21 protein-coding genes are annotated in these 18,537 nt (G+C 70.9%); 9 read left to right on the top strand and 12 right to left on the bottom strand.

Features of this window, described 5'->3' with window-relative positions:
• Positions 1 to 66: 66 nt before the first annotated feature.
• Complete coding sequence (locus JOD63_RS16015) at positions 67 to 2,031, bottom strand: M13 family metallopeptidase (RefSeq protein WP_045275512.1); 1,965 nt, start codon at positions 2,029 to 2,031, stop codon at positions 67 to 69.
• Between the two features lie 154 nt (positions 2,032 to 2,185).
• Here JOD63_RS16015 and JOD63_RS16010 point away from each other — a divergent pair, with 154 nt between their 5' ends.
• Together JOD63_RS16010 and ppk2 are read left to right on the top strand one after the other, a co-directional pair.
• Positions 2,186 to 3,511 carry an MATE family efflux transporter gene (locus JOD63_RS16010; RefSeq protein WP_045275513.1) on the top strand — a complete coding sequence of 442 codons (1,326 nt, stop codon included), beginning with the start codon at positions 2,186 to 2,188 and terminating at the stop codon, positions 3,509 to 3,511.
• 130 nt (positions 3,512 to 3,641) lie between these two features.
• Positions 3,642 to 4,439 (top strand): polyphosphate kinase 2, encoded by a 798-nt coding sequence (gene ppk2 / locus JOD63_RS16005; RefSeq protein ID WP_045275514.1) that lies wholly within the window; start codon positions 3,642 to 3,644, stop codon positions 4,437 to 4,439.
• 13 nt (positions 4,440 to 4,452) lie between these two features.
• Here ppk2 and JOD63_RS16000 read toward each other — a convergent pair whose 3' ends face one another.
• On the bottom strand, positions 4,453 to 5,148 hold the full coding sequence (locus JOD63_RS16000; RefSeq protein ID WP_045275515.1) for a TrmH family RNA methyltransferase: 696 nt from the start codon (positions 5,146 to 5,148) through the stop codon (positions 4,453 to 4,455).
• Positions 5,149 to 5,384: 236 nt separating this feature from the next.
• Here JOD63_RS16000 and JOD63_RS15995 point away from each other — a divergent pair, with 236 nt between their 5' ends.
• Complete coding sequence (locus tag JOD63_RS15995; protein ID WP_045275578.1) at positions 5,385 to 6,671, top strand: Nramp family divalent metal transporter; 1,287 nt, start codon at positions 5,385 to 5,387, stop codon at positions 6,669 to 6,671.
• A 37-nt stretch (positions 6,672 to 6,708) separates the two neighbouring features.
• Positions 6,709 to 7,344, top strand: coding sequence for a metal-dependent transcriptional regulator (locus JOD63_RS15990; protein ID WP_045275516.1), 636 nt, complete (start codon positions 6,709 to 6,711; stop codon positions 7,342 to 7,344).
• A gap of 7 nt (positions 7,345 to 7,351) precedes the next feature.
• Here the strand turns inward: JOD63_RS15990 and JOD63_RS15985 are convergent, their stop codons facing one another.
• On the bottom strand, positions 7,352 to 8,305 hold the full coding sequence (locus JOD63_RS15985) for an SDR family NAD(P)-dependent oxidoreductase (RefSeq protein WP_045275517.1): 954 nt from the start codon (positions 8,303 to 8,305) through the stop codon (positions 7,352 to 7,354).
• Between the two features lie 39 nt (positions 8,306 to 8,344).
• Between JOD63_RS15985 and JOD63_RS15980 the strand changes: the two genes are divergently transcribed.
• The 3 genes from JOD63_RS15980 to JOD63_RS18090 are packed head-to-tail and all read left to right on the top strand — an operon-like array spanning position 8,345 to position 9,885.
• Positions 8,345 to 9,154, top strand: a complete 810-nt coding sequence (locus tag JOD63_RS15980; RefSeq protein WP_045275518.1) for an HAD-IIA family hydrolase — start codon at positions 8,345 to 8,347, stop codon at positions 9,152 to 9,154.
• 33 nt (positions 9,155 to 9,187) lie between these two features.
• Entirely contained in the window at positions 9,188 to 9,763 is a 576-nt protein-coding gene (locus JOD63_RS15975; protein ID WP_045275519.1) for a YdeI/OmpD-associated family protein, read from the top strand.
• Positions 9,760 to 9,885, top strand: coding sequence for a hypothetical protein (locus tag JOD63_RS18090; protein WP_271180721.1), 126 nt, complete (start codon positions 9,760 to 9,762; stop codon positions 9,883 to 9,885). The genes JOD63_RS15975 and JOD63_RS18090 overlap by 4 nt, the downstream gene beginning before the upstream one ends.
• Positions 9,886 to 9,908: 23 nt before the next feature.
• Here JOD63_RS18090 and JOD63_RS15970 read toward each other — a convergent pair whose 3' ends face one another.
• The 7 genes from JOD63_RS15970 to JOD63_RS15940 form a co-directional block, all read right to left on the bottom strand.
• Positions 9,909 to 10,796 (bottom strand): RNA polymerase sigma-70 factor, encoded by an 888-nt coding sequence (locus JOD63_RS15970; RefSeq protein ID WP_045275520.1) that lies wholly within the window; start codon positions 10,794 to 10,796, stop codon positions 9,909 to 9,911.
• A 10-nt stretch (positions 10,797 to 10,806) separates the two neighbouring features.
• The gene (locus JOD63_RS15965) at positions 10,807 to 11,412 is read right to left on the bottom strand and encodes a carboxymuconolactone decarboxylase family protein (RefSeq protein ID WP_045275579.1); all 606 of its coding nucleotides are present in this window, start codon (positions 11,410 to 11,412) and stop codon (positions 10,807 to 10,809) included.
• 96 nt (positions 11,413 to 11,508) lie between these two features.
• Complete coding sequence (pyrE, locus tag JOD63_RS15960) at positions 11,509 to 12,087, bottom strand: orotate phosphoribosyltransferase (RefSeq protein WP_045275521.1); 579 nt, start codon at positions 12,085 to 12,087, stop codon at positions 11,509 to 11,511.
• 64 nt (positions 12,088 to 12,151) lie between these two features.
• Positions 12,152 to 12,589, bottom strand: a complete 438-nt coding sequence (locus tag JOD63_RS15955) for a hypothetical protein (protein WP_045275522.1) — start codon at positions 12,587 to 12,589, stop codon at positions 12,152 to 12,154.
• Positions 12,586 to 13,770, bottom strand: a complete 1,185-nt coding sequence (locus JOD63_RS15950; RefSeq protein ID WP_157003982.1) for a signal peptidase I — start codon at positions 13,768 to 13,770, stop codon at positions 12,586 to 12,588. The genes JOD63_RS15955 and JOD63_RS15950 overlap by 4 nt, the downstream gene beginning before the upstream one ends.
• 12 nt (positions 13,771 to 13,782) lie before the next feature.
• The gene (locus JOD63_RS15945; RefSeq protein WP_157003983.1) at positions 13,783 to 14,418 is read right to left on the bottom strand and encodes a SipW-dependent-type signal peptide-containing protein; all 636 of its coding nucleotides are present in this window, start codon (positions 14,416 to 14,418) and stop codon (positions 13,783 to 13,785) included.
• A gap of 6 nt (positions 14,419 to 14,424) precedes the next feature.
• A complete protein-coding gene (locus JOD63_RS15940; protein ID WP_045275523.1) occupies positions 14,425 to 15,054 on the bottom strand; it encodes a SipW-dependent-type signal peptide-containing protein in 630 nt (209 codons plus the stop codon).
• A gap of 149 nt (positions 15,055 to 15,203) precedes the next feature.
• On the opposite strand from JOD63_RS15940, the gene JOD63_RS15935 reads away from it, so the two are divergent.
• Both JOD63_RS15935 and opgC read left to right on the top strand, forming a co-directional pair.
• Entirely contained in the window at positions 15,204 to 16,046 is an 843-nt protein-coding gene (locus JOD63_RS15935) for an exodeoxyribonuclease III (RefSeq protein WP_045275524.1), read from the top strand.
• Between the two features lie 47 nt (positions 16,047 to 16,093).
• Positions 16,094 to 17,221 (top strand): OpgC domain-containing protein, encoded by a 1,128-nt coding sequence (opgC, locus tag JOD63_RS15930; RefSeq protein WP_045275525.1) that lies wholly within the window; start codon positions 16,094 to 16,096, stop codon positions 17,219 to 17,221.
• Positions 17,222 to 17,254: 33 nt separating this feature from the next.
• On the opposite strand, the gene JOD63_RS15925 is transcribed toward opgC, so the two are convergent.
• Together JOD63_RS15925 and JOD63_RS15920 are read right to left on the bottom strand one after the other, a co-directional pair.
• Positions 17,255 to 17,956: a winged helix-turn-helix transcriptional regulator gene (locus tag JOD63_RS15925; protein WP_045275526.1), complete on the bottom strand. Its 702-nt coding sequence runs from the start codon at positions 17,954 to 17,956 to the stop codon at positions 17,255 to 17,257.
• On the bottom strand, positions 17,956 to 18,396 hold the full coding sequence (locus JOD63_RS15920) for a VOC family protein (RefSeq protein ID WP_045275527.1): 441 nt from the start codon (positions 18,394 to 18,396) through the stop codon (positions 17,956 to 17,958). Before JOD63_RS15920 ends, JOD63_RS15925 begins: the two co-directional genes overlap by 1 nt.
• Positions 18,397 to 18,537: the final 141 nt, after the last annotated feature.

The following is an 18,537-nucleotide window of genomic DNA, read 5'->3' as shown; positions in this document are numbered from 1 at the left end:
TCCGGTGTTCTCAGACGTGCTCGGTGTTTCGGGGTAGGAGGATGCGGCGGGACGCGCCCGCCGTGGTCACCAGATGGTGACCCGCTCGTCCTCGTCGAGCCAGAGGGCGTCGCCCTCGGTCACGTCGAACGCCTCGTAGAAGGCGTCGACGTTGCGGACGATCTGGTTGCAGCGGAACTCGTTCGGCGAGTGCGGGTCGATCGTGAGCAGGCGGATGGTCTCGGCATCCCGACCCTTCTGCTGCCACACCTGACCCCAGCTCAGCAGCAGCCGCTGGATGCCGGTGTACCCGTCGATCTCGGGCGCCGGCTCGCCGCCGAGCGAGAGCTCGTACGCGCGGATCGCGATGCCGAGCCCGCCCAGGTCGCCGATGTTCTCGCCGATCGTGAGCTCGCCGTTGACCGTGTGCTGCGCGTCGAGACCCACCGGGGTGAGCGCCGAGTACTGGTCGATGAGGCTCTTGGTGCGCTGCTCGAAGGCGGCGCGGTCGTCGTCGGTCCACCAGTCGCGCAGCGACCCGTCGCCGTCGAAGCGGCTGCCCTGGTCGTCGAAGCCGTGGCCGATCTCGTGGCCGATCACGGCCCCGATGCCGCCGTAGTTGGCCGCCGCGTCGCGCTCGGGGTCGAAGAAGGGGTACTGCAGGATCGCCGCCGGGAACACGATCTCGTTCATCAGCGGGTTGTAGTACGCGTTGACCGTCTGCGGGGTCATGAACCACTCGTCGCGGTCGATGGGCTTGCCCACCTTGTCGAGCTGGCGGTCGTGCTCCCAGATGTGGGCACGGCGCACGTTGCCGACCAGGTCGTCGGCGCTGATCTCGAGGGTCGAGTAGTCCTTCCATGCGACCGGGAACCCGATCTTCGGCGTGAAGGCGTCGAGCTTGGCCAGCGCCCGCTCGCGCGTTGCCGGGCTCATCCACTCGAGCCCGGTGATCGACTGCCGGTACGCCTCGATGAGGTTGGCGACCAGCTCGTCCATCGCGACCTTCGCCGCGGGCGGGAAGTGGCGCTCGACGTACACGCGGCCGATGGCCTCGCCCAGCGCGGCCTCCGAGAGGCTGACGCCGCGCTTCCACCGCTCGCGGTTGACCGGCACGCCGGTGAGCTGCGTGCCGTAGAACGCGAAGTTCTCGTCGACGAGCTCCTCCGACAGGAAGGCGGCGCCGGCGTGCACGATCGCGAAGCGCAGCCACGCCTTCCAGTCCTCGACGCGCTCCTCGGTCAGGAGCGAGCCGAGGCCCTCGAGGAAGCTCGGCTGGTACACGTTGACCTCGGCGAACGCGTCGGCGTGACCGGGCGCGAGCGCGTCGCGCCACGGAGCGAGGTCGACGCCGACGAGCGCCTGGAAGTCGTCCCACGACTTCAGGTTGTACGTGGCGACGGCGTCGCGGCTGCGCACGTTGTCCCAGTGGTGCGTGGCGAGCTCGGTCTCGATCCCCACGATGCGGTCGGCGGATGCCGCGGCGTCGGCCACGCCGGCGAGCTCGAGCATCTTCTCGATGTGGGTGCGGAACGCGATGCGGGTGGCCTGGAAGTTCTCGAGACGGTAGTAGCTCTCGTCGGGGAGCGAGAGGCCGCCCTGGATCACGAACGGCACATACCGCGCGGGGTTGCCCGGGTCGGGCTCGATGTAGAGGTGGATGAGTCCGCCCACGCCGTCGCGCTCGAGGTCGCCCACCACGCGGAGGAATGCCGGGATGCTGTCGATCTCGTCGACGCGCGCGAGCTGCGGGGCGAGCGGTGAGGCGCCGAGGCCCTCGATGCGCTCGGTGTCCATGAAGCTCGTGTAGAGGTCGCCGATCTTGCGGGCCTCGGTGCCGGGCTCGGCGTCCTGCGACTCCTCGATGATCGCCTTGACGTCCTTCTCGGCCTGCTCGGCGATGAGGTGGAACGACCCCCAGCGGGCCTTGTCGTCGGGGATCTCGGTTCGGTCGAGCCACGCACCGTTGACGTGACGGAACAGGTCGTCCTGCGGGCGGATCTCAGCGCTGAACTCCTCCAGCGCGAGACCGGATCGGGGGGCGTCGGTCATGCGTTCCAGGGTATCCCCCGCACGTGGCCGAGAACTCCCCCGGGGAGACGATTGTGGGCTGTGACCTCATTGTGATGTTCCTGAGAGGATGCCGCGTCGGGCGCGGCATCCGGTGTCGGCATCCTCTGTCGGCCGGGGTGCGTAGGGTCGGAGGGTGAGCACTGCGCCGGCGACGCTGAACCGCGACATCCTGCGGCTCGCGGTGCCCGCCCTCGGCGCGCTGGTGGCCGAGCCGCTGTTCCTCATCGTCGACTCCGCGCTCGTCGGGCACCTCGGCGTCACCCCGCTCGCTGGGCTCGGCATCGCCTCGGCGGTGCTGCAGACGATCGTCGGGCTGATGGTCTTCCTCGCCTACTCGACGACGCCCGCCGTCGCGCGCCGGTACGGCGCGGGCGACCGCTCCGCGGCGGTCTCGGTCGGCATCGACGGGCTCTGGCTCGCCCTCGCGCTCGGCTCGATCCTCGCGGTCGCCGGCTCGCTGCTCACCCCCGCCCTGGTCGGACTCTTCGGCGCGCCCGCCGAGGTCGCCGAGCAGGCGGAGATCTACCTCGGCATCTCGATGTGGGGCCTCCCCGCGATGCTCATCGTCTTCGCGGCGACCGGGCTGCTCCGCGGCATGCAGGACACGGTGACGCCGCTGTGGATCGCCGGTCTCGGCTTCGCCGCGAACGCCCTCCTCAACTGGCTGTTCATCTACGGGCTGGGGTGGGGCATCGCCGGGTCGGCGGCCGGCACCATCGTCGCCCAGTGGGGCATGGTCGCCGCATACGTGGTCGTCGTCGGCCGCCTCGCGCGGCGGTACGCGGCATCCGTCAGACCCCACCGCGACGGCGTGCGCGGCTCGGCCCGATCCGGCGGCTGGCTGTTCCTGCGCACCGTGTCGCTCCGCGTCGCACTGCTGTCGACGGTGTGGGTCGCGACGGCGCTCGGCACCGACGAGCTCGCCGGGTGGCAGGTCGCGTTCACCATCTTCTCCACCGCCGCGTTCGCGCTCGACGCCCTCGCGATCGCCGCGCAGGCCCTGGTGGGGAAGGGGCTCGGCGCCGAGGACAGGCCGTACGTGCGGCGCGTCCTCGGGCGCACGGTGGCGTGGGGCATCTGGTTCGGGGTGATCGTCGGCGGCCTGATCGCCGCGGGCTCGGGTGTGATCGGGCTGCTGTTCACCGGCGACCCGGAGCTGGCGGCGCTCGTGCAGCCGGCCCTCATCGTGCTGGCGATCGCGCAGCCGGTGTGCGGTGTCGTCTTCGTGCTCGACGGCGTGCTCATCGGCGCCGGCGACGCGAGGTACCTCGCGATCGTCGGCGCGCTCAACCTGCTGCCGTTCGTCCCCGCGCTGGCTGTCGTCGCCGCGCTCCAGCCCACCGGTGCGGCCGGGCTCGCGTGGCTGTCGGTGTCGTTCTTCGGCGTGTACATGCTCGCCCGGCTCGCCACGCTCGGCTGGCGCGTGCGCGGCACGGAGTGGATGACGGCGGGCGCGTGAGACCCGCGCACGCCCGGTCGCTCGGTGCACGCCCGGTCGCGCGGCGCGGTGCCGGACAGCGCGTGCAGTTGGCGGCGCCGCATCCGCTCCCCCAGAATGTGCACACGCCACCCCGCCGGCGAGGAGAGCCATGAGCACGTCAGACGACACCCCGAAGAAGCTGTCGCAGAAGAAGTACGACAAGAAGATCGAGCACCTGCAGGCCGAGCTCGTCGCGATGCAGGAGTGGGTCAAGGCCACCGGCGCGAAGGTGATCGTCGTGTTCGAAGGGCGAGACACCGCCGGCAAGGGCGGCACGATCAAAGCCCTCACCGAGCGGGTGAGCCCTCGGGTGTTCCGGGTCGCCGCGCTTCCGGCGCCCAACGAGCACGAGAAGACGCAGATGTACTTCCAGCGGTACTTCGCGCACTTCCCGTCGGCGGGCGAGGTCGTCGTCTTCGACCGCAGCTGGTACAACCGCGCCGGCGTCGAGCGTGTGATGGGCTTCTGCACGCCCGAGGAGACCGACCGCTTCCTCGAGCAGGTGCCGCTGGTGGAGCGGGCGATCGTCGACAACGGCATCATCCTGCTCAAGTACTGGCTCGAAGTCAGCCCCGAGGAGCAGACGCGGCGCCTCGAGAGCCGCATCGACGACCCGCGCAAGATCTGGAAGCTCTCGGGCATGGACCTCGAGTCGTACAGCCGCTGGTTCGACTACTCACGGGCGCGGGACGCGATGTTCCGCGCGACCGACACGAGCTGGGCGCCGTGGTTCCTCGCCCGCACCGACGACAAGCGCCGCGGGCGGCTGAACATCATCTCGCACCTGCTCAGCCAGATCCCCTACGAGCACATCGCGCGGCCCGAGATCGCGCTGCCGGCGCGTCAGGACGCGGGCGACTACGTCGAGCCCGCGCTGCCGCTGCGCTACATCCCCGCCGAGTACTGAGCGCCCGCCGCGGTCACGCCCAGCGGCGGCACCACTCGTACATCACGATCGCGCCCGCCGCGCTCGCGTTGATCGATCGGGTCGAGCCGTACTGCGTGATCTCGATCACTCCGGATGCCGCGGCCAGCGCCTCGGGCGAGAGCCCCGGGCCCTCCTGACCGAAGAGCAGCACGCAGGCTTCGGGCAGATCGGCCCGGTCGACCGGCACCGAGCCGTCGACGTTGTCGATCGCGAGGATCGGCAGTGACGCGGCATCCGCCCACTCCGCGAAGGCGGCGACGCTCTCGTGGTGACGCACGTGCTGATAGCGGTCGGTGACCATCGCCCCGCGGCGGTTCCACCGGCGCTTGCCGATGATGTGCACCTCGGCGGCGAGGAACGCGTTCGCGCTGCGCACGATCGACCCGATGTTCATGTCGTGCTGCCAGTTCTCGATGGCCACGTGGAACGGATGCCGACGCGTGTCGAGGTCGGCGACGATCGCCTCCATCGTCCAGTACCGGTAGGCGTCGACGACGTTGCGGGTATCGCCGTGGGCGAGCAGCTCGCGGTCGAAGCGCGGGTCGTCGGGCCATTCGTCGGCACCGCCGGGCCACGGGCCGACCCCGACCGATGCCGCGGACTCGACGGGCGCCTCGAGCGCGGCGGGTGCCGCGAGCGCGGCGGGTGCCGCGAGCGCGGCGGGCTCGGCGGGTACAGGCTCGTTCACCGGCTCAGACTAACCCGCCCTCCGGGCGTCCCCGCGTGCCGTACTCAGGATGGATGCGCCCGCGGCACGCCGCGGCTCGGCGTGCCGCGGCATCCATCCTGCGTACGGCCCGGAAGGGGCCGGTGCGACACCGGGGTGGCACACCGAAAGCCAGGGTTTTCGGTGTGCCGAAATTCGAGTAGCATTTCGGTGTGCCGAAAACTGACGAAGACGTCCGCGTCTCCACCGCCGAGCCCGTGCGCCGCGGGCGACTCTCGCTGCCGCGTCTCGCCTGGCTGATCGGACCCGCGCTCGTCGCCGGCGTCGCGTACCTCGACCCGGGCAACGTCGCCAGCAACATGACCGCCGGCGCCGTCTACGGCTACCTGCTCGTGTGGGTGGTCGTGCTCGGCAACGTGATGGCCTGGCTCATCCAGTACCTGTCGGCAAAGCTCGGCATCGTCACGGGCCGGAGTCTCCCCGAGACCCTGGGCACCCGCATCCGCAATCCGTGGGCCCGTCGCGCGTACTGGCTGCAGGCCGAGCTCGTCGCCATGGCCACCGACATCGCCGAGGTGATCGGCGGCGCCGTGGCCCTGAACCTGCTCTTCGGCGTGCCGCTGATCTGGGGCGGCGTGATCACCGGCGTGGTGTCGATCGGGCTGCTCCTGCTGCAGTCGCGCCGCGGCCCGCGCACGTTCGAGTTCGTCGTCATCGGGCTGCTCGTGATCATCGCGATCGGATTCACGTTCGGGGTGCTGGTCGCGCCACCCGAGGCTGCCGGGGTGGTCTCTGGCCTCGTCCCCCGCTTCGAGGACGCGGGATCGGTGCTGCTGGCGGCATCCATCCTCGGGGCGACGATCATGCCCCACGCGATCTACGCCCACAGCGCTCTCGCCCGCGACCGGTTCGCGCCGCGAGCGGTGCGGGGCGCGCAGGCGACGGATGCCGGCACCGCCGACCGGTCGCTCGCCGAGCTCCGCGGCATCCCGACCGCACGCCTGCTGCGCGCCACCAAGTGGGACGTCACGATCGCCATGATCATCGCGGGCACCGTGAACCTCTGCATCCTGCTCCTCGCCGCGGCCAACCTCGCGGGCGTGCCCGGCACCGACTCGCTCGAGGGCGCCTACGCGGCGCTCTACTCCGGCATCGGCCCGGTCGTCGCGACACTGTTCGCGGTCGGGCTCCTCGCCAGCGGCCTCGCGAGCACGTCGGTGGGCGCCTACGCCGGAGCCGAGATCATGCACGGCCTTCTCCACGTGCGCGTGCCGCTGCTCGCGCGGCGGCTCGTGACGCTGATCCCGGCCCTGCTCATCCTCGCGGTCGGCTTCGACCCGACCGTCGCCCTCGTGCTCAGCCAGGTCGTGCTGTCGTTCGGCATCCCGTTCGCGCTCATCCCCCTGGTCGCGCTCACCGCGAAGGCCGACGTGCTCGGCGTGCACCGCAACCGGATCGCGACGACGGCGGCCGGGGTGGCGGCATCCGTCTTCCTCATCGCCCTGAACGCGACGCTGCTGTGGCTGGTGTTCACCGGGGCGTGAGCACGGACCGCTCGGGCGGCGCCGGTACCCTGAGTCGGTGCCCTCCGCTGCGATCGACGACTATCTGAAGACGATCTACCACCACACCGAGTGGCAGAGCGCGCACATCACGCCGTCGCAGCTGGCCACCGAGCTCGGTCTCGCCCCGTCGAGCGTCACCGAGATGGTGCGCAAGCTCGCAGCGCAGGGCCTGGTGAGCCACCGCAAGTACGGACCGATCTCGCTCACCGCGGCCGGCGCCCAGCGCGCCGCGGCGATAATCCGCCGCCATCGACTCATCGAGACCTGGCTCGTGCGCGAGTTCGGCTACGCGTGGGACGAGGTGCACGACGAGGCCGAGGTGCTCGAGCACTCGATCAGCGACCGCCTGCTCGAGGGCATCGACGCGCGCCTCGGACGCCCCCGCTTCGACCCGCACGGCGATGCGATCCCCGACGCCGAGGGCGCGGTCGAGCGTGTGCCGTTCGTGCTGCTCGCCCACGCCGCGGCGGGCCATGTCGGGCGGGTGCTGCGGGTGAGCGACCGCGACCCCGAACTGTTGCGCGCCGTCGATGCGGCGGGTGTCGCCGTGGGCGTCGAGATGGCGGTGACGGATGCCGCCGCGGTCACGGTCGCGGGCGTCGAGGCCGTGCTCCCGCCGGGCGCCGACACGGCGATCTGGCTCACCGCCTGACGGCTGCTCAGCGCGTCGCGACGTGCGCCGCGCCGTCGAACGGCCAGCGCACGCCGGTGGCCGCCTCGCAGGCCGCCCACACCCTGGCTGCCACGTCCGTGTCGCGGGTGATGCGGGATGCCGCCTGCTTGCGCGGCTCGCCCCGGGCGACGGTCTTCGGACCCCAGAACTCGCCGCCCACGATGTCGGGGTCGGTGAGGGCTCGCACAAGCGACCAGGCGCCGTGCTCCTTCGACTGGGTGATCGGCGCCTGCAGGTTGTCGACGAACCGCTTCGCCCGGGACGGCTCGTTCACCCCGACGATCCCGGGGGTGCGCCCGCCGATCGAGTAGCCGGGATGCGCGACGACGCTCGTCACAGGCACGCCCGCCTCGTTCAGCCTGCGAGCGGCCTCGAAGCCGAGCGCGGCGGTCGCGACCTTCGACTGCACGTAGGCCCGCCAGCCGGTGTAGCCGTCGACGAGCTGCGGGTCGACCGGGTCGTATGGGGTGAGCCAGGTCGACATGCTGCCGAGCCACACCATGCGCCCGCCCGCCGCCGCGAGCGGCACGAGCAGCTCGCCCGCGAGGGTGAAGTGGCCGAGCGCGTTCGTGGCGAACACGACCTCGTTGCCGTCGACGGTGGTCTGGCGACGCTTCGGCGGGTGCACGATACCGGCATTGAGGAGCACGCCGTCGAGGGGGCCGCGGCCGCGCACGCTCGCCGCTGCGGAGCGCACCGAGCCGAGGTTCGAGGTGTCGAGGATGAGCGGTTCCGTGGCGTCGGGCGCAGCATCCGTCACCCGTCTGCGGATCGCCGCCCGCGCCGCCGAAAGCCGGTTGGGGTGCCGCGCAGACATGATCACGTGCGCGCCGGCGCGCACGAGCTGCTCCGAGGCGAAATACCCGAGGCCCGCGTTCGATCCGGTCACCAGGTAAACGCGTCCGGAGAGATCGGGAAGCTCTCTCGGGTCCCACGTCACGCTTCGACCCTAGACCCGCGCGGACCCTAGTCTTGACCCATGCGCACCCGTGCCGAGATCGACTGCTGGCTGACCGACATGGATGGCGTGCTGGTGCACGAGAACACGCCGATCCCGGGGGCCTCCGCGCTCCTCGAGCAGTGGCGCGACACGGGCACCCCGTTCCTCGTGCTGACGAACAACTCGATCTTCACGCCCCGCGACCTGAGCGCGCGACTGCGGGCGTCGGGGCTGATCGTGCCCGAGGAGCGCATCTGGACGTCGGCTCTGGCGACCGCCGACTTCCTCCAGTCGCAGATGCCCGGCGGCTCGGCCTTCGTGATCGGCGAAGCGGGCCTGACGACCGCCCTCCATGAGGCGGGGTTCATCATGACCGAGACGGACCCCGACTACGTCGTCGTGGGCGAGACCCGCAACTACTCGTTCGAGGCGATCACCAAGGCGATCCGCTTCATCGGCGCCGGCGCCCGGTTCATCGCGACGAACCCCGACGCGACGGGTCCCTCGACCGAGGGCCTGCTGCCGGCCACCGGCGCGATCACGGCCCTCATCACCAAGGCCACCGGCATGGAGCCCTACGTCGTCGGAAAGCCGAACCCGATGATGTTCCGCTCGGCGCTCAACCGCATCGGCGCGCACTCCGAGAACACCGGCATGATCGGCGACCGGATGGACACCGACATCGTCGCCGGCATCGAGGCGGGCCTGCACACCGTGCTCGTGCTCACGGGCATCAGCGATCCGGGCGAGATCCAGCGGTACCCGTTCCGCCCCGACGAGGTGCTCGACTCGGTCGCCGACCTGCTGCACCGCGAACCGGTCGAGTCCGAAGACCCCGAGCTTCTCTGACCCGACGTCGCAGGTCACGGCTAGGTTCGTCACATGGGTGCACTCGACGACGGCGAACGGGTGACGGCGCCGGATGCCGCGACCTGGCGCGCGTGGCTGGAGGCGAACCACGGCCGTGCCTCGGGCGCCTGGCTCGTGCGCGGTCGCCCAGGCTTCACCGATCGACACGTCAGCTATGAAGACGCGATCCGCCAGGCGCTGTGCTTCGGCTGGATCGACGGACCGGTGCGTACGTTCGACGCGGAGACCGGGGGGCTGTGGTTCTCGCCGCGCCGCCCGTCGAGCGGCTGGGCCGCCACGAACAAGGCACGACTGATCGAGCTCGAAGCAGCGGGACTCATGGCCGAGGCAGGCCGCCGGGCGGTCGAGGTCGCGAAGGCGAACGGCTCGTGGACGGTGCTCGACAACGCCGAGGCGATGCGCGAGCCCGACGATCTGGCGGCCGCGCTCATGGCGGTTCCGGAGGCGCGTGCCGCGTGGGACGCGTTCCCCCCGTCGAGCCGCAAGGTCGGCATCGCGAGCGTCGACTCGGCTCGCCGGCCCGAGACGCGGGCGGCGCGGATCGCGAAGATCGTGACGGATGCCGCAGAGGGCAAGCGACCCTCATGACCGAGGTCGAGCAGGGACTCGTCTACGCCCTCGCGATCGTCAGCCTGCTCGGATCGCTGACCGTGGTGATCTGGCAGCTCTGGCGTCAGCGTGGTCGGCGCGGCGACCGCGACGACCGCTGACCGCACGCACCCGGCATCGCGCGTCAGCGGCTGACGGCGGACTCGGCTCCCAGCCGTCCGAGCTTGTCGGGGTTCGCGACGGAGTAGATGCGCGTGACTCGCCCGTCTTCGACGGCGACGCCCACCACCCCGGTGAGAACGCCGTCGAGGTCGACGCGGATGCCCAGCTGCCCGTTGATCCACGTCGTCGACGCGACGATCTCTCCCGGTGTCCGGGCGAGGCCGGCGGCGAGGTACCGCGCCAGACGCACCGCGCCGACGATCGGCCGGGGCGCTGCGCCCCGGACCTTGCCGCCGCTGTCCGCGACCGAGACCACATCGGGAGCGAGCACGTCGAGGAAGGCCTGCAGTTCGCCCGTGTTCATCGCGTCGACCAGCCGCTCGACCGCCTGCTCGTGCTCCGACCGCTCCACCTTCACACGCGGCCGGCGCGCGGCCACGTGCCCCTTCGCCCGGTGGGCGATCTGCCGAACCGCGGCAGGGCTCTTGCCCACGGCATCCGCTATCTCGTCGTACGGCACATCGAACACCTCGCGCAGCACGAACACCGCCCGCTCCGCCGGCACCAGCGTCTCGAGCACCGTGAGCATGGCGAGCGACAGGCTCTCGGAAAGCTCGACGTCGTCGGCCACGTCGGGACTCGTGAGCATCGGCTCGGGCAGCCACTCGCCCACGTAGTCCTCCCGCCGGCGTGCGAGGGTGCGCAGCTGGTTGAGGGACTGACGAGTGACGATCCGAACGAGGTACGCCTTCGGATCGCGCACCTCGGGCTGGTCGGTCGCGGCCCACCGCAGCCACGACTCCTGCAGCACGTCCTCCGCGTCGGCTGCGGAGCCGAGCATCTCGTAGGCGACGGTGAACAGAAGGCTGCGATGCGTCACGAAGGGATCGTCCGCGAGCTCGGTGCTCATGCGCGCGAGCCTACGCGGCGGCGCCGACGGACGGCGAGGCGCCAGACGCGCGGACGGCGAGCGGCGGCATCCCGCACGCGTCGGCGAAGTGCTCCGAGCGGATGCCGAGCGCGATGTTCATCCGCGCCGACATGTTCATGAACGCGACCCGCGCGGCGAGCTCGACCAGCGCTGCCGGGCCCAGGTCGTCCAGCAGGGCGTCGGACAGCTCGTCGGTCACGGCAGGCGGCGTCTGGCTCGCCGCTTCCGCATACTCCATCACCCGGCGCTCGAGCGGTGTGAAGGCCGCGGACTCGTGCCAGCGAGGCACCTCGCGCAGCTTCGCCTCGTCGATGTCGTGACCGCGCGAGCGGAAGTAGTTGAAGTCCAGGCAGAAGCTGCACCCGATCGTCGCCGCCGCGGCCATCGCCGCGAACGTCGACAGCGGCCGATCGAGCTCGTGCCAGCCCTCGACCTTCCGGCCGATGCCCATCGAGTCCTTCATCACGCCCTTGTGGTGCCAGAGCACGCCGAGCGAGTCGGGCACCTTGCCCACCATCCGGCGGGCGGCGGCTTTGACGACTGCACCGGAGACGCCCGACACCTCGGCGGCGGGAATACGGGTCTGGGTGGTCATGTCGTTCCTCCATGTCTCGGATCTCATCCGTTCGAACATGAAGACACCGGCCGGACGCCGGGTGTGACATCCTCCCCGCGATCGCCGCGGCGCGCGCTACTGAGGTGCGAGACCCAGGTCGTCGAGGTCGATCGCGGCCAGCCACTCGAGCCCCTCAGCCTCGACGGCGGCCTGCGCTCCCGTCTTGCGGTCGACGATCACCGCGACGGCGACGGGCTCGGCGCCCTCGCGGCGCAGCGCCTCGACGGCCTTCAGCGCGGACTGGCCGGTGGTCGAGGTGTCTTCGACGACGACGACGCGCTTGCCCGCGACATCCGCCCCCTCCACCTGACGACCGCGGCCGTGGTCCTTCGGCTCCTTGCGCACGACGAACGCGTCGAGCGGGGCATCGGTGCGAGCGGACTCGTGCATGACCGCGTTCGCGATCGGGTCGGCGCCCAGGGTGAGCCCGCCGACCGCGACGATGCCGTCGACGCCCTGGACGAGGTCGAGCATGATGCGTCCGATGGCGGGCGCGGCGCGGTGGTCGAGGGTGAGCTTGCGCATGTCGACGTAGTAGGTCGCCTTCTTGCCGCTCGAGAGGGTGAAGTCGCCGTGGAACACCGCCTCGTCCTGGATGAGGCCGATGAGGCGCTGGCGGTCGGCTTCGAGCTCGGGCGTGCGGGCGACGGTCATGCGATCGAGTCTACGAGGCTCGACCGTGCAGAGACCTGCCCCGTCCGCTGCCCGCGGAGCGCCGTCAATTGACCGAGCACGAGGAGATGAGGCCGGTCGTGAAACCCAGCTGCCCCGTCTTGGCGCGGGACTCCCATCCGCCCGGACCGACGACGTAGAGGGAGAACGTCCCGGTACCCACGCCGAGCAGTCCGCTCGTGAGCTCGACGTAGGTGGCGTTCGCGGGGGCCGTTCCCGACGCCGTGAACCCTCCGGTGACGGTCCACCGGTAGCCGGTGCGCGCGAGACCGCCGGTGGGAGCCGCGAAGGTGAAACGCACCGGCGCGAGCAGCCCCGCCGTGCAGGCCATCTGCGTGACCGGGTTGACCACGCCGGCGGCGAACGAGTCCGAGGCGCGTTCGGAGTCCGTCCACGCCGCATCCGTGTCGCCGACGGCCCCCACGACGGCGACGGCGCAGACCAGGCCGACCACCGCGGCGACCCGTGCAAGCCCCCGGGTCACGTCGACCGCCGCCGGGCGAAGAGCACGAGCCCCGCAGTGAGCGCGGTAGCCGCTGCCGGCAAGAGCAGCCAGCTCACCCGGTCGCCGGTGGCTGCGAGCGATCCGCCGTCGGGGCCGACGGACACGTCGTCGCCCAGGCCGCTCGCCCGAACGCGCAGGTCCACCTGTCCTGCGATGTCGGCGTCGGTGGCCTCGGGCATCCGCACGGCGATGCGCAGCCAGGTCTGCTCGTCGGAGGCGATCTCGAACACCGAGCGCTCCCGGCCGTCGACCGGCACCACCTCGTCGGCGATCAGCGTCGTCGGCTGCGCCGCGCAGTCGTCTGCGTCCCAGCGGACGGCGCAGGCTGTCACATCGAATCGCAGTCCCAGTGCGGGCTCGCCACTGCCCGCCAGGAAGATCTGCACGACGCCGGGCGTGGGGGCCTCGGCCGAGACACCCACCATCCACACCGCCTCGGCTCCGGGCACGAGTCCGTCCATCGAGTCGTCGCGGATCGACACCAGCCGGACGATCTCGCCTTGGATCACCTCGGCTGCCGCGTCGTCCGCGGCGGCATGGGCGTCGTCTCCGCCCACCGGCACGGCGACGAGCGCCACGACCAGAGCGACGCACGACACCGCCTTCGCGGGCTTCGCGTGCTTCGCGCTGCCGGCGGCATCCTCGCCCTCGTGCTCGTCGCGAACGCTGCTGCGCCGGCGCGGCCAGCAGACGAAGACGACCAGCGCCGTCGCGGCGATCGTCGTGCCCGCGAGCACCCACGGACTCCGCAGCGACGAGATCGCCGCGGCGATGCCCGGCACGGAGAACAGCACGAGTCCGACCTCGTCCACCTCGTACGGGAACGGATCGTCGACCGCGTTGGCGTCTCCGCGCATGACGATGGAGCGGGTCTCGGCGGTGTCGGGCACCTCGGCGACCGTGACTACGCGATGGGTGATCGGAAGCTTCCCCGATCGCTCGACGGTCACGACGTCGCCCACGTCGATCTCGGCGGCCGGGATCTCACGCGTCACCGCCGCCGACCCCGCGGGGATCGTCGGATCCATCGAACCCGTGCTGAACAGCACGACGCGGATGCCGAACAGCGACCCGCAGACGAAGACGACGATGCACAGCGCGCCGACCGCCGCCGCGACGGCCAGCGCGGTGTCGCCGAGGATGGTCCAGGTGCGACGCATCCGCCACTCCGCTCAGCCCGACGACGTCGAGGTGAACGCCCACGTCACCGTCGCCGTCTGGCCCTGGTAGGAGCTCGCCGAACCCGGTGCGACGCGCACCTCAACGCAGAACCCGAGCTCCGCGCCCGCAGCGCCGATCGGGTTGGCGACGGGAGAGGCAGGCACCGTCGTCACCGCGGAGTACGCGCTGCTGCCGCCCGCGACGAACACCGGGGTGCCGGCGAACGCGCCTGCGACGCAGTTCGATGAGGACGCCGTAGACGCGAGACGCACCATCCGATACTGCAGCGCCGGAGCGAGCGCGCCCGTGGCCGTCGCAGAGGTCAGCGTCACCGAGCCGCCCACGGTGGATGCGGGCGTCGTCCGCACGTTGACCCACGCGTAGTAGGAGGTTCCGGGCGACATCGCCGTCGCGGAGAAGGTGAGGGAAGCCCCGGGCGCCGTCGGCCGGCTCGCGTACGCGGGGCTCCCGGCCGACTGGGACTCGGTGTCGAAGACGCTCGAACCGAAGGTTCCGGTCGCGTTCTCACCGTCGGTCCATGCTGCGATCGTGGCGATCGAGCCGATGCCCAGCACCGCTCCCGCGGCGAGCAGCGCGGCGGCTCTCCGCAGGCGCGTACGGCGCCGGGCCGAACGACGCGTATCCATCGGCGGTTACGGCAGGACGGTGTCGGACGTACCGGCGAACTCCCACGTGACGGTTCCGGTCGCCCCCTCGTCGAGGTCGGGGCCGGCCGTCACGACGAAGCACAGGTTGGTCGGGGTGGCCGCCGCGGTGAGCGAGAACACGTCGGTGAGCGTGTCGGCCGCCGTCGCGGCGCGATCGGCGACGAGAGCCGGCTCCGTCGGCGGTGTCTCCGCCGAGCATCCGACTCCGAATTCGTCGGTCTGGTACAGCGAGAAGGTCAGATCCGCGCCGATGTCGCCGGCGCTCGTGTTGCTGAGATCGATCACGGCCGAGTAGTCCGAGTCGGCCGACAGCTGCACGGCGAACGGCGCGTACACCACGGCGTCGGGCGACAGTGCATCGGCGTCGAGCGCGAACGTCAGCTCCTTGCCCGGAGCCTCCGGCGAACTCGAGAACGCCAGTCCGTCCGTGCTCCCCTCGAGGTCGAACTCGCCCGACGAGAACGTCCCGGTGGCGAACTCCGAGTCGTTCCAGACGGCGAGGGTGATTGCCGCGCCGACGCCGAGCACGGCGCCCCCCGCGACGAGGGCGAGGATGATCCTGCGGCGATCGGATGTGCGGCGTGACTGGTCGGCGGTGCGAGGCTGGGCGTTCATCGTTACTCCTTGACTCATCATCGGTTCACGGAGCGCCCCAGTCGCGACACCAGTAAAACCACTGTCCGGCCGCACCGTCAACCCTTCTTCACCTCGCGGCAGGCGAGTGGGAGAATACGCCGTCGGCGCCCACGCCTAGGCTTGAGCCCATGCGCCTTGCCACCTGGAACGTGAACTCGATCCGCGCGCGCGTCGACCGCATCGTCGACTTCGCCGTGCGGGAGCACATCGACGTGCTCGCCATGCAGGAGATCAAGTGCAAGACCGAGCAGTTCCCCTTCGAGAAGTTCGAGGCGGCCGGCTTCGAAGTCGAGGCGTACGGGTTCTCGCAGTGGAACGGCGTCGCGATCGCGAGCCGCAAGCCGATCGAGAACGTGCGCACCGCCTTCCCCGACATGCCCGGGTTCGCCAAGGGCCATGAGGGTCCGGATGCGCCGCAGGAGGCGCGCGCCCTCGGCGCGACCATCGACGGGGTCGAGGTGTGGAGCCTGTACGTGCCCAACGGGCGAGCCCTCGGCGACCCGCACTACGACTACAAGCTCCACTGGCTGAAGGCGCTCGAGCAGTACACGCGCCAGACGCTCGCCGCGTCGCCCGATCTGCCGCTGGCCCTCGTGGGCGACTTCAACATCGCCCCGACCGACGCCGACAACGGCGACCCCACGGTCGTGCAGGGCTTCGCCACCCACGTGTCGCCGCCCGAGCGCGAGGCGTTCGCGGCGATCGAGGCCGCCGGTGTGCACGACGTCGTGCGGCCTCTCGTGCCGACCGGCTTCACCTACTGGGACTACAAGCAGCTGCGCTTCCCGCGCAACGAGGGCATGCGCATCGACTTCGTGCTCGGCTCGAGCGCCCTCGCCGACGCCGTCACCGGCGCCGAGATCCACCGCAACGAGCGCAAGGGCGAGGCCCCCAGCGACCACGTGCCGGTGGTCGTCGACCTCGACTTCGCCTCTGACGAAGACGACGACGATCGCCCGATGATTTTCTGAGCCCGAACCCGACCCGAATCCGCCGCAGCGGCGGGAAGCGAGCCGCAATGACCGGACGCGACAGCGCGATCGATGTGATCCGCACGCTGTGCATCGTGAGCATGACTTCCGCACACCTGGCCGCCAGAAGCCTCGCGTGGGAGGTCACCCACGTGCTGGTCTGGTACGACGGCGCGATGGGGTTCGTCCTGCTGTCGGGGCTCGTGCTCGGCATCGTCCAGCACAAGACCGTGCAGCGCTCCGGCCTCACGGCCGCCCGCACCAAGGCGCTCCGGCGCGGCGGCCTCGTCTACGTCGCCCACCTCGGGATCTGCGCGCTCGCCTTCATCGTCGCATCGGTCAGCGAGAGCCTCGACGTCCGGTACGCGGGAGTCAACGACTTCTCCTCGTGGTGGGAGCCGATCGTCGCGGCGATGACCCTCCGGATCAATCCGAAGTTCGCGTCGATCCTGTCGCTGTACGTGATCCTGCTCGCCCTCACGCCGCTCGCGTCGTGGGCACTCGCCCGCGGGCGAGGGATCCTGCTCTGTGCAGCGTCGGTCGCGCTGTTCACCGTCGGTTCCGTGTGGCCTGCGCCTTTCATCCTTCCGCGGGTTCCGGGCGTCCCCGGTCACATCAACTGGGCAACCTGGCAGCTACTCTTCGTCGCGGCCCTCATCGTGGGCTGGAACTGGTCCCGCATCCGCGGAGCGCTCACCCGACCCGCCCTCTGGGTCACCCTCCTGTCGGTCGCCGCACTCGTCGGCGCGGCCGCCCAGGCTCGCACCGCCCTGGCGCCGTCGCCGGGCGAGGGCGCCATCGCCGTGGTCGACCGGCTCTTCGACGACGGCACGATCGGCATCGGCACGATCGTGCTCGCCTTCGTCGTCGTCGGCGGCCTCTACGGAGCACTCACCCCCCTCGCAGACAGGCTTCCCCGCGTGGCCGCCGAGATCGGACGGATCGGCCGCCGGAGCCTGGACTGCTACATCATCCTCTGCATCCTCGTCATCACGACCCCGCTGTTCTGGATATACGACACGACGGGCCGTCGAGCGATGCTCTACGCGGCAGCCACCCTCGCCCTCATGTACGGATGGTGCGTCCTGCGCGATCGCTGGACCTCCCGCGCGCGCGCCGCGACCGCGGCGTCCGAGGATGAGCCCGGCCACGAGCCGGTGCCGCTGCGGACCTAGCCCGAAGCGGCGGGTCCGGTGCCGCGGAGCCCGTCAGGCCGGGAGCACCGCGGCGCCCGCCGGGTCGATGTGGAACGTCGCGGCGAACCGCTCGAGCAGCATCCCGTCCCCCGAGACCACCGCGACAATCTCACGATCGATCGCGTCGGCCGGGGTGACGTCCCCCGAGATGAGCAGACGGATGCCGGGGCCCGCCGCGAACACGACATCGGGCTGCTCCGACGGGAGGCGTCCGCCCACCGGCGGCGCGGGCGGCGCGAGCTGGGTGACGGCGAGCTCGTCCGACACCTGCACCCGGAGCACGACATCACCCACGTGCATCTCGTAGTCCGCCGGCGGGAGGTCGGCGGCGGCATCCGGTCGGAATGCCGTCCGCAGCGCCATCGTGAGCGAGTCGGCGGTGATGACATCATCGGGGCCGGGGTCGCCCATCTGCGCGAACCCCCAGCGGCCGAGCGCCAGCACGATCGGCTCGAGGCGCCGGCCGTAGGGCGTCAGCTCGTACACGAGCCCGCAGTTCAGGAGCGGCACGCGACGGACGACACCGCCCTCCTGCAGCTCTTTCAGCCGCGTGGAGAGGATGTTCGTGGGGATCTTGGGCAGCCCCTGCTTGAGATCGGTGTAGCGCCGGGGGCCGACGAGCAGATCGCGGACGATGAGCAGCGCCCATCGCTCCCCGATCAGCTCGACGGCGGTCGTGACCCCGCAGTACTGCCCGTAGCTGCGGGCGACCACTACGCTCCGGCGCCCTGCTCCGCCAGGTACGAGTCGGGACCCTGCTCGGCCGCCTGCGGCTCCATGAACACGAACTCGATGCCGTTGCCGTCGGGGTCTTCCAGGTCGCGCGAGTACATGAAGCCGTAGTCCTTGGCCTCGGTGGGCTCGGTGCCGCCGTTGGCCACGCCCGCTTCGACGATCGCGTCGACGGCCTCGCGCGAGTCGCGGCTGAGGGCGATGAGCACCTGCGCGTGGGTGCGCGGATCGGCGAGCTGCTTGTCGGTGAACGTGCCGAAGTACTCCTGGGTCAGCACCATGAAGTACACGTTGTCGTCCCACACGATGCACGCGGCGTTCTCGTCGGTGAAGAGCGGGTTGATGCCGGCGCCGAGCGATGTGTAGAACGCCTTCGCGCGCTCGAGATCGGTCGTCGCGATGTTGACGAAGATGTGCGTCATTGCCGTGCTCCTTGCCGGTCGTGGGATCGAGGTGTCTCCTCGATGAATGAATGCTTGCAAAAAGCAAGTGGGCTTGTCAATAGCAAGTGCGGAGACCCCTCTTTCTCCGCGGATGGGTTCGGCCTAGGCTCAGGGGTCGCA

This window comes from Microbacterium terrae, assembly GCF_017831975.1.
In the GTDB taxonomy this organism is placed as follows: domain Bacteria; phylum Actinomycetota; class Actinomycetes; order Actinomycetales; family Microbacteriaceae; genus Microbacterium; species Microbacterium terrae.
This window is presented reverse-complemented; position numbering and strand designations above follow the sequence as displayed.

Bases quoted from the DNA above. Each gene is read 5' to 3' on its own strand.
- JOD63_RS16015 (WP_045275512.1), bottom strand. From the start codon at position 2,031: ATGACCGACGCCCCCCGATCCGGTCTCGCGCTGGAGGAGTTCAGCGCT.
- ppk2 (WP_045275514.1), top strand. From the start codon at position 3,642: ATGAGCACGTCAGACGACACCCCGAAGAAGCTGTCGCAGAAGAAGTAC.
- JOD63_RS15980 (WP_045275518.1), top strand. From the start codon at position 8,345: ATGCGCACCCGTGCCGAGATCGACTGCTGGCTGACCGACATGGATGGC.
- JOD63_RS15975 (WP_045275519.1), top strand. From the start codon at position 9,188: ATGGGTGCACTCGACGACGGCGAACGGGTGACGGCGCCGGATGCCGCG.
- JOD63_RS18090 (WP_271180721.1), top strand. From the start codon at position 9,760: ATGACCGAGGTCGAGCAGGGACTCGTCTACGCCCTCGCGATCGTCAGC.
- JOD63_RS15970 (WP_045275520.1), bottom strand. From the start codon at position 10,796: ATGAGCACCGAGCTCGCGGACGATCCCTTCGTGACGCATCGCAGCCTT.
- JOD63_RS15965 (WP_045275579.1), bottom strand. From the start codon at position 11,412: ATGACCACCCAGACCCGTATTCCCGCCGCCGAGGTGTCGGGCGTCTCC.
- pyrE (WP_045275521.1), bottom strand. From the start codon at position 12,087: ATGACCGTCGCCCGCACGCCCGAGCTCGAAGCCGACCGCCAGCGCCTC.
- JOD63_RS15950 (WP_157003982.1), bottom strand. From the start codon at position 13,770: ATGCGTCGCACCTGGACCATCCTCGGCGACACCGCGCTGGCCGTCGCG.
- JOD63_RS15945 (WP_157003983.1), bottom strand. From the start codon at position 14,418: ATGGATACGCGTCGTTCGGCCCGGCGCCGTACGCGCCTGCGGAGAGCC.
- JOD63_RS15940 (WP_045275523.1), bottom strand. From the start codon at position 15,054: ATGAACGCCCAGCCTCGCACCGCCGACCAGTCACGCCGCACATCCGAT.
- JOD63_RS15935 (WP_045275524.1), top strand. From the start codon at position 15,204: ATGCGCCTTGCCACCTGGAACGTGAACTCGATCCGCGCGCGCGTCGAC.
- opgC (WP_045275525.1), top strand. From the start codon at position 16,094: ATGACCGGACGCGACAGCGCGATCGATGTGATCCGCACGCTGTGCATC.
- JOD63_RS15920 (WP_045275527.1), bottom strand. From the start codon at position 18,396: ATGACGCACATCTTCGTCAACATCGCGACGACCGATCTCGAGCGCGCG.